This is a genomic window from Flavobacterium sp. Arc3, from assembly GCF_041431375.1.
GTDB lineage: Bacteria > Bacteroidota > Bacteroidia > Flavobacteriales > Flavobacteriaceae > Flavobacterium.
The window spans coordinates 57,210-64,402 of record NZ_JASMRI010000025.1; the positions used below are offsets into that span (position 1 = coordinate 57,210).

Consider the following 7,193-nt stretch of genomic DNA (forward strand, 5'->3'; position numbering starts at 1 on the left):
AGTCGGATGCAGCTTTATCGATCAATTAAAATTAGCTCTTAATCTTTCTTTGAATCAGATCTAAGTCCATTTTTGTATTTAACGATAAAAGCATCTTTTATTCCTTTTTCATTTATTTTATATTTCATATTTTTAGCCTCGCCAAACGTTTTAAATTGGCCTGAAATATACCGTATTAGACCACCCTCCTTAAATTCGTAATACACTGGATTGAAGTATCGTAGACGCTCCGAAGGTACATAATTTCTAAACACACCAATTTGTACACTAAAAAAATCTTCTTTAATATCTGAAATTTTACCGAATGAAATATTCTTCCTTGTATTGCCTTGATTGACTGCTATAATTGGAATATCATTTTCTTTTAACACTTCTTCTTTCTTTATCACTACGGATGGTGTCGTGATTTTTTTTCCAAATTGATACGTAACTACTGAAGTACCATTAATTCCTCTTAATTCAAGTGCATTCTTAGCAATGATCGCTCTATCAAGACTTCTGAAAAAACCATAATAATACTGGACGTTGCCGTTAGCTAAATCTTCATAAAACAGTGTGTCAAGATTTTCCAGTTCTTTCGGCATGGAATGATTTTCATAAACACCTACTTTAATACTATAAAACAGCTCCTCAGAATCTAATATGTTTTTAATTAATTTTGGAGTTATTGTACCTAAAAGCTTTTTCTCTTCAAACTTTACTTTAGTTTCAGGACTTATTACGTTCGGCACTTTTGCATCTACTTTTGCATCTTTCGATGTAATTTGAAAATCCAATCCTTCTACAACCGTCCCATATTCCGAAACTTCAATCTCTACCTGATGCAATTGTGGACTAGACTTATAATCTAATTTTTCTAACTGTTTATCATCAACTTTAACTATAAACTTCCCTGGTTTCAATCCTAAATAACTGAAATACCCATCTGATTCACTTAAAGTTTCGACTACTTTTTTACCTTGATCATTAAATATTTGAATGGTAATTCGTCCTAATCCTTTTAATTTTTCTTCGGCATTTAGATATACCATCCCACTTACCTCTCCCACCACAACAATAGGAACTTCTACTTTTTTATATTGATTAGGATCTACTAAAATTTCGTACGAATGATTTTTAAATCTCCACGAAATATTCTCAAGATCGGCATCTGAAAACTGAACATTATAGTTTACAAATGAATTTAAATCGGAAATTCTTATAATGGAGTCTCTTTTACTAATCATTGCTTTACCATTACTGACTTTCACATCCTTCACGAATACTGTTGATTCTCCTACATCCTTTTTACCATTGTTATTCAAATCAAGAAAGGGGTACAATAAAATACCACCTTTTCCCAATGCTGAATTATTACTAGCATTCAAATAACCATTATCTCCACCAAAAGCCAATCCACCCTGAGCACTTTGAGAAAAATTAAAACTGTTATTGTTATAGGCAGCTGAAAAATTCATTCGTGCAAAATTCAAATCATATTTAAAATTTAGTAAAAAGTTATTTGCATTGATTTGCACATTTCTCTCGATCGTCGCAGAAAACGACACTTTAGCCACCCTTTTTTCTAATATAGTACCATACCGCAACAGTTTGTTAGAAGAAAAGTCGTAATCTACTGATGGACGAAGTACAAACCCACTTATCATTTTATAAGATAGTGCTAAATTAGATGTTAAAAACAAATCACTATTATTAATCCAGTTAGAAGCTAAAGAAAAATTAGCTGAATAGTTTTTATAATTTCCAGAGAAGACGCTGTTAAACTGATTGTAGTTGAACGTATTATAAACAATTGATTAAAACTCAATTTTGTATTAGTCATAATACTATTCAGCTTATAGGGAAATGAAAATTTAATTCTTCGCTCCTCATTTGCTGTATTAAATGTAGCTAATTGCCCCTCGGTATATTTACGATAATCTAATTCCAAAAAAGAGCTTTTACCTACATAATAGTTTACTAATCCTTTAAAAACCACATTTTGTGCATATTCCATATTTATCACCATTTTTGAAAACGGTTGAAAAGAAACATTTGCGAATGGGATGGTTGGATGCTCAGGAACACTTGACAAATATTCTACTCCTCCACCGATAGTCATAAATCGAGTTAGTCCGTGATTAGTTTCAGCACGACCATATTGACTCGAATGTTCATCTTCCAAAATTCCTGTTGTGATATTATATTCTAATACGTTCACAGGCATAAAAGCATAAGGAGTATTCATAATACGCTCATCTGTGCGCTCTTCTCCCAACGGACCATAAAACTTAAGCCTCAAAGTTGTATAACCGTAAACAATAGGTACTTTAAATAAGTACAGTCCTGAGGCATCTGCAATAGTATAATCAACTAATGCATCGTTTATATATAATTCGACCGTCCAGTTTGGCTCCGTATATTCGCTTATTGTATAAGACCCTCTAGCTTTTCTTACTGTATTAGATGAATTATTTATACTTGCCCCTACAAGCGGCGCTTTTAAAAAAGATATACTTTGACTGCTTATTTTACCAACTTGTGCTTGTTTGATATATTTTTTTTGGTTGTCGATCCATCGCCAATTATATAATAATTGCCTACTATCAAATGCACTTTGCGAGTTCAGAAATAATGAAATATTTGCTTCACCGAATAACAACTCGCTTCCTATTCCTAATCCAAAATTATTAGAACTTGTTCCTTGAGATGTTTGAAAAGAATTAGCTGACCAATTTAACGTTCCCGCCTTAAACGAATGATATTCCCTACCGACAACTGTATCTTTAAAATTTCCAGTATTAGTTTGAAGTTTGATTATGTTGCTACGCATATTTTCTAATCTCGCCTGCTTAATTTTCGGAAGTTCAAATGTAGCATCCATTTTAACAGATAATGAGCGAAAGTTAAATAAGACATTTAAGCCAAAAGCTTCTGTTAAAAGGTTAGATTCGACATAAACTGAGTTCGATATCTGTACAACACCGTTTTCATATTTAATATCCTTAGTCCCTACGAGAATTTGACTATTTTCAACATCAATTTTATATGTATTAGCTTCATTTGCAATAAATCCAGTCAAGAACGCCTGATTCTTCTCACTCCTAATATTGATTCCTAATTGATTAAATAAATCTTCAATATTGAAGTACAAAACCTTAGAATCGGTTATAAGCACCTCTGTTTCAAATCGCAAAATCCCTTTAACATTTACTTGCACCGGAATAATATCGTAATTGATTACTGGATCTAATTTATTACCATCTATGGTACCATTACCTCCTAACATGGTAAAAGAACTAAAAATCGCAAGACACAATACATAATATTTCAAAGTTTGAAATTTACCAAGAATGACATATAACCTTATAAAAAAAAGTTTCATCTATTCTTGATTAAAAGTAATTTCAAAACTTCCTGTATATTGACCAGGAAGTGAATTTGAAGGAATATATAAAGTCCCTCCCACACGTAAAATAGTTATGAAATTGCAATTATTTTCAGTTGAAAAAGTATCACCATTTTGTAGATTCGTCGCTATTCCTTCTCTTTTTGCTGGCCCTATATTAAGGGTCATTACACCGCCTCCAATGCGCGTTAATGGAGTAGTAGTGTCAAAATTAATTGTAACATTTCGACCTTGACACAATCTAATTTCAAAAATAGCGGGTTGAGCGATAGGAGCTAATTCAGAGAGGAATACGTTTTGAACGGCATTTCTATATCCATCTGTGCCAATAGAAAGAATTCCATCTCCCCCTCCAGTTAAGGCAAATGTACCAAAATTCAGTGATTGAGTTGCTTGAACAGAAAATGCTCTAGAAGGTAACGATGGTTGAGCATAAACAGATACTATAAAAAAGTAAATTACCCAAAAAAAAGGTAGTTTTAGACTTGTATTAGATAAATGAGCTATTTGCATCTAATTGTAAAAATTTTGATGAAATTGAAATAATTAAAATTTGATTTCAGCCTCGGCTAGTACTGAAGCATCTTCTCGGCTGAGATATGAAACTTTTATTTTGCCCTTATTTAGACTGATATCTTCAATGTTAACTTTGATTGCAATTTTTCTCTTTTTAATATTGGTATAAACTGCGACACCATTCATTGCACCAATTTCAACAGGCTTTTTATTTTCCTGAATATATTCAACTTTAAGATCTCCAAATACAGAAGCATTTCCCTCTCGATTTAAATTAAAAGTTAATTCATTCTTCTGATTTTTCAAATCTAGAGACAAGTCATTTAGAGTGGCAGTTGCACTAACATTTCCTATACGAATGATAATAGGGATACTGATACCGAAAATAGGAATTAATTTTACACTGACAGTTTTTAGAGTATCATTTGTTTCTTTACTAAGTGGAGCGTAGTCATTCTCAGAACGAAAATAAATATGAGAACGGTATTCGCCATCAGGCATGTTTACTGTGCGTCTTACTTGAAGCACTATAGACTGTCCCTCTTTAGGTTCAAGAGTCACTTGACGAGGATAAATTCGTAAATAAGGATCTGCAAATGGTGCTCCTTCGTCTGGCGCATCAATGCTTGTAAAACTACCATCTTCATTCATGCGTCGCTGTACAAATGAAATAGAATAGGTCGCCGCTTTATCACCTGTATTAGCTAAACTCAAAACTTCATTCATTTTTCTACCTTCGAGAATAACCCTGTTAGGCGTAACATATAAATCACCTTGAGCAAATGTACTTACAGAAAAAAATAACAAATACAAATAGGCAAATACGATTATAGGTTTATACATTGGTGGGGGATATTTAAGATAAGCCGAAAAATACAAAAAAAAAGAGGAATGTACCTGCATAGCACATTCCTCTGATATATAGTGATTTATTCCTAGTTATAATCTACAGTAACATCAAAGGTACCAGTATACACTCCTGGAATTTGATCAGCTTTTATATTCAAGGTTCCTCCAACTGCAAATGAATCTGTACCACTACCAGTCAAAATACTTACAACCGCATCTGCATCCTTGCCATTAAAACGAGCTTTAAAATCTGTAATGGTCATATCGGACACAGTATTACCACCTGTAGCAGTTGTAGCAGTCGTTAAAACTACGGGATCAGTTGGAAAAGATAAAGCATAAGTCTCATTTGGCGTACCAGTTACATTGTATTTTGCAGTGTTTGGTGATTGATTTGCATTAACAGCTGCTGCGCTATTAGTTCCATAAGTTCTTGAAGCATCTGCTGCCTCCATTATAACAGTGCTTGAACCTACTCCCGTAAGAACAATAGTCCCAAAATCCAAGCCGTCTGTATCTGCATTAGCAACACTCATTACCTTAATAAGTTTAGCACTTGCGTTGGTCTTTACGGTCGATTGAGTGTTTGTTGTTTGAGCATTAGCATTGTTTGATAATGCAGCGATAGCGAAAAACGCTAATAAAATAATTTTTTTCATAGTAATTAAGTTAAATTGTTGTAGGTAGAATTTGGGAGTAATATCTTAATTCGAGCGAAAATTAACATCAAAAAAAAACATTCTACAAAATATTTCCGATTAAAAACAATTAAAACCGATTAAGCACGTAATTTCATGCTTTTAAGACAAAAAAAAACAATATCATCATGACTTAACAAGCTCACAACTAATTCCGGATCAGGCACAAAACCTGCGGAGAGTTTTTAGAAAAAATAATATTTTTGCATAATTAACTTTGAGATATGACTTCTATAGACCTCATAAAATTTATGCTTCCTGATTTTTTAATTGAGAACTTTGAAATAGTTTCTGCAGCTCTCTCTGAAGAAAACCTACACTTTTATTTTGAAGAAAAGTCAAAACCACCAAAAGAGTTTGACACTGTAGAATTAGTATCTAAAGGTTTTTTAGATGAAATAACAATCCAAGATTTTCCACTTAGAGGCAAGTTTGTGTATTTACACATTAAACGCCGTCGTTGGACAAATAAAACTACTGGTGAAATCACTAAAAGAGATTGGCTTTTAGTTGCCAAAAGAACACGTATGACGTAAGAATTTGCGGCTTTTTTTAAAAGAAATTAATAGATAACATAGAAATTAATTGTCACACTATTGGTAGTTTCTTTGGAGTTAATGGGAGCAAACTTTAAAGACAGTAAAAAAGAAACCTCAGTACATTAATCACTTGGGAACTAGAGAATACGCACATCAATGGATTGTTTACCCCCAAAATATAGGAACTCACTTAGTATCACAAGGAGAACTTTATACCATTGTTACTAATAAGAAAGCGAAAGGTAAAAAAGGATCATTGGTTGCTATAGTTGCTGGTACTAAAACAGAACAAGTCATAGAACAAGTCTCGGATCAGGAACAAAACCTGGGGAGAAGTTTTGCAAAAATGAATATTTTTACATAATTAACTTTGAGATATGACTTCTATAGACCTTTTAAAATTTATGCTTTCTGATTTTTTAATAGAGAACTTCGAAATAGTTTCTGCTGCCAATTCTGAAGAAAACCTGCACCTTTATTTTGAAGAAAAAGTAAAGCCTCCAAAACTGAGGAACTCACTTAGCCGTTGACGAAGTTGCTTTATCACAAGGAGAACTTTATAACATTGTTACTAAAATAAAAGCATTTAGATCTCAGTTTAGAGGTGTTCGATATGTGGAATTCTTTCTTTTTAGGCTAACTAATATTTATGCCTAATTTTTATCGCTCCACAGGTTTTCGACTTGATCCAGTATTTACGATACAAATAATGATAAAAATGTAGCTATGTTGAAATTAGCGCATTGGTATCGAAAAGTAGAGGAATCAGGATTTAAGAACTTCAATGTAGTTCTAAATTCGATAACAGTTAATTATCAATCCATACTAAACTATTTTGACAATCGAAGTACAAATGCTTCTGCAGAATCTTTTAATGCAAAAATCAAAGGGTTCAGAAGTCAGTTTAGAGGGGTTCGGAAAATCGACTTTTTCTTGTTCAGATTATCTAACCTTTTTGGATAATACCCAACTTTTGCGCTTGATCCACTTTTTCTTGTTCAGATTATCTAACCTTTTTGGATAATCCCCAACTTTTGCGCTTGATCCGCTAAATCCCTTACTAACCAATAAAAAAAGAGTTTTTTGCGCACAAAAAAACCCTATCCGGTTTGGATAGGGTTTTTAAAGACCCTGAAATAAATTCAGGGTAAAGAAAGGCGACGACATACTCTCCCACATAACTGCAGTACCATCTGCGCAGGC

9 protein-coding genes are annotated in these 7,193 nt (G+C 33.0%); 4 read left to right on the forward strand and 5 right to left on the reverse strand.

Annotated elements, in window-relative coordinates; genetic code table 11:
- Nucleotides 1–38: 38 nt before the first annotated feature.
- From QO200_RS16015 to QO200_RS16035, 5 genes are all read right to left on the reverse strand, one after another.
- Nucleotides 39–1,646: an SPOR domain-containing protein gene (locus tag QO200_RS16015; RefSeq protein WP_371542038.1), complete on the reverse strand. Its 1,608-nt coding sequence runs from the start codon at nt 1,644–1,646 to the stop codon at nt 39–41.
- Nucleotides 1,647–1,708: 62 nt separating this feature from the next.
- Nucleotides 1,709–3,364, reverse strand: a complete 1,656-nt coding sequence (locus QO200_RS16020; protein WP_371542040.1) for a hypothetical protein — start codon at nt 3,362–3,364, stop codon at nt 1,709–1,711.
- Nucleotides 3,365–3,901 (reverse strand): DUF4402 domain-containing protein, encoded by a 537-nt coding sequence (locus tag QO200_RS16025; protein WP_371542042.1) that lies wholly within the window; start codon nt 3,899–3,901, stop codon nt 3,365–3,367. It lies immediately after the preceding gene.
- A gap of 33 nt (nt 3,902–3,934) precedes the next feature.
- Nucleotides 3,935–4,747 (reverse strand): hypothetical protein, encoded by an 813-nt coding sequence (locus tag QO200_RS16030; protein ID WP_371542044.1) that lies wholly within the window; start codon nt 4,745–4,747, stop codon nt 3,935–3,937.
- Between the two features lie 92 nt (nt 4,748–4,839).
- Nucleotides 4,840–5,412 carry a DUF4402 domain-containing protein gene (locus tag QO200_RS16035; protein ID WP_371542047.1) on the reverse strand — a complete coding sequence of 191 codons (573 nt, stop codon included), beginning with the start codon at nt 5,410–5,412 and terminating at the stop codon, nt 4,840–4,842.
- A gap of 263 nt (nt 5,413–5,675) precedes the next feature.
- Between QO200_RS16035 and QO200_RS16040 the strand changes: the two genes are divergently transcribed.
- From QO200_RS16040 to QO200_RS16055, 4 genes are all read left to right on the forward strand, one after another.
- Nucleotides 5,676–5,987, forward strand: a complete 312-nt coding sequence (locus QO200_RS16040; RefSeq protein ID WP_371542049.1) for a transposase — start codon at nt 5,676–5,678, stop codon at nt 5,985–5,987.
- Between the two features lie 133 nt (nt 5,988–6,120).
- Entirely contained in the window at nt 6,121–6,354 is a 234-nt protein-coding gene (locus QO200_RS16045; protein WP_371542052.1) for a hypothetical protein, read from the forward strand.
- A 13-nt stretch (nt 6,355–6,367) separates the two neighbouring features.
- Nucleotides 6,368–6,520: a hypothetical protein gene (locus tag QO200_RS16050; protein WP_371542055.1), complete on the forward strand. Its 153-nt coding sequence runs from the start codon at nt 6,368–6,370 to the stop codon at nt 6,518–6,520.
- A gap of 163 nt (nt 6,521–6,683) precedes the next feature.
- A complete protein-coding gene (locus QO200_RS16055; RefSeq protein WP_371542060.1) occupies nt 6,684–6,953 on the forward strand; it encodes a transposase in 270 nt (89 codons plus the stop codon).
- Nucleotides 6,954–7,193 lie beyond the last annotated feature (240 nt).

Excerpts from the sequence above, each read along its gene's own strand:
- QO200_RS16015 (WP_371542038.1), bottom strand. The coding sequence starts at position 1,646 with ATGATAAGTGGGTTTGTACTTCGTCCATCAGTAGATTACGACTTTTCT.
- QO200_RS16020 (WP_371542040.1), bottom strand. The coding sequence starts at position 3,364 with ATGAAACTTTTTTTTATAAGGTTATATGTCATTCTTGGTAAATTTCAA.
- QO200_RS16025 (WP_371542042.1), bottom strand. The coding sequence starts at position 3,901 with ATGCAAATAGCTCATTTATCTAATACAAGTCTAAAACTACCTTTTTTT.
- QO200_RS16030 (WP_371542044.1), bottom strand. The coding sequence starts at position 4,747 with ATGTATAAACCTATAATCGTATTTGCCTATTTGTATTTGTTATTTTTT.
- QO200_RS16035 (WP_371542047.1), bottom strand. The coding sequence starts at position 5,412 with ATGAAAAAAATTATTTTATTAGCGTTTTTCGCTATCGCTGCATTATCA.
- QO200_RS16040 (WP_371542049.1), top strand. The coding sequence starts at position 5,676 with ATGACTTCTATAGACCTCATAAAATTTATGCTTCCTGATTTTTTAATT.
- QO200_RS16050 (WP_371542055.1), top strand. The coding sequence starts at position 6,368 with ATGACTTCTATAGACCTTTTAAAATTTATGCTTTCTGATTTTTTAATA.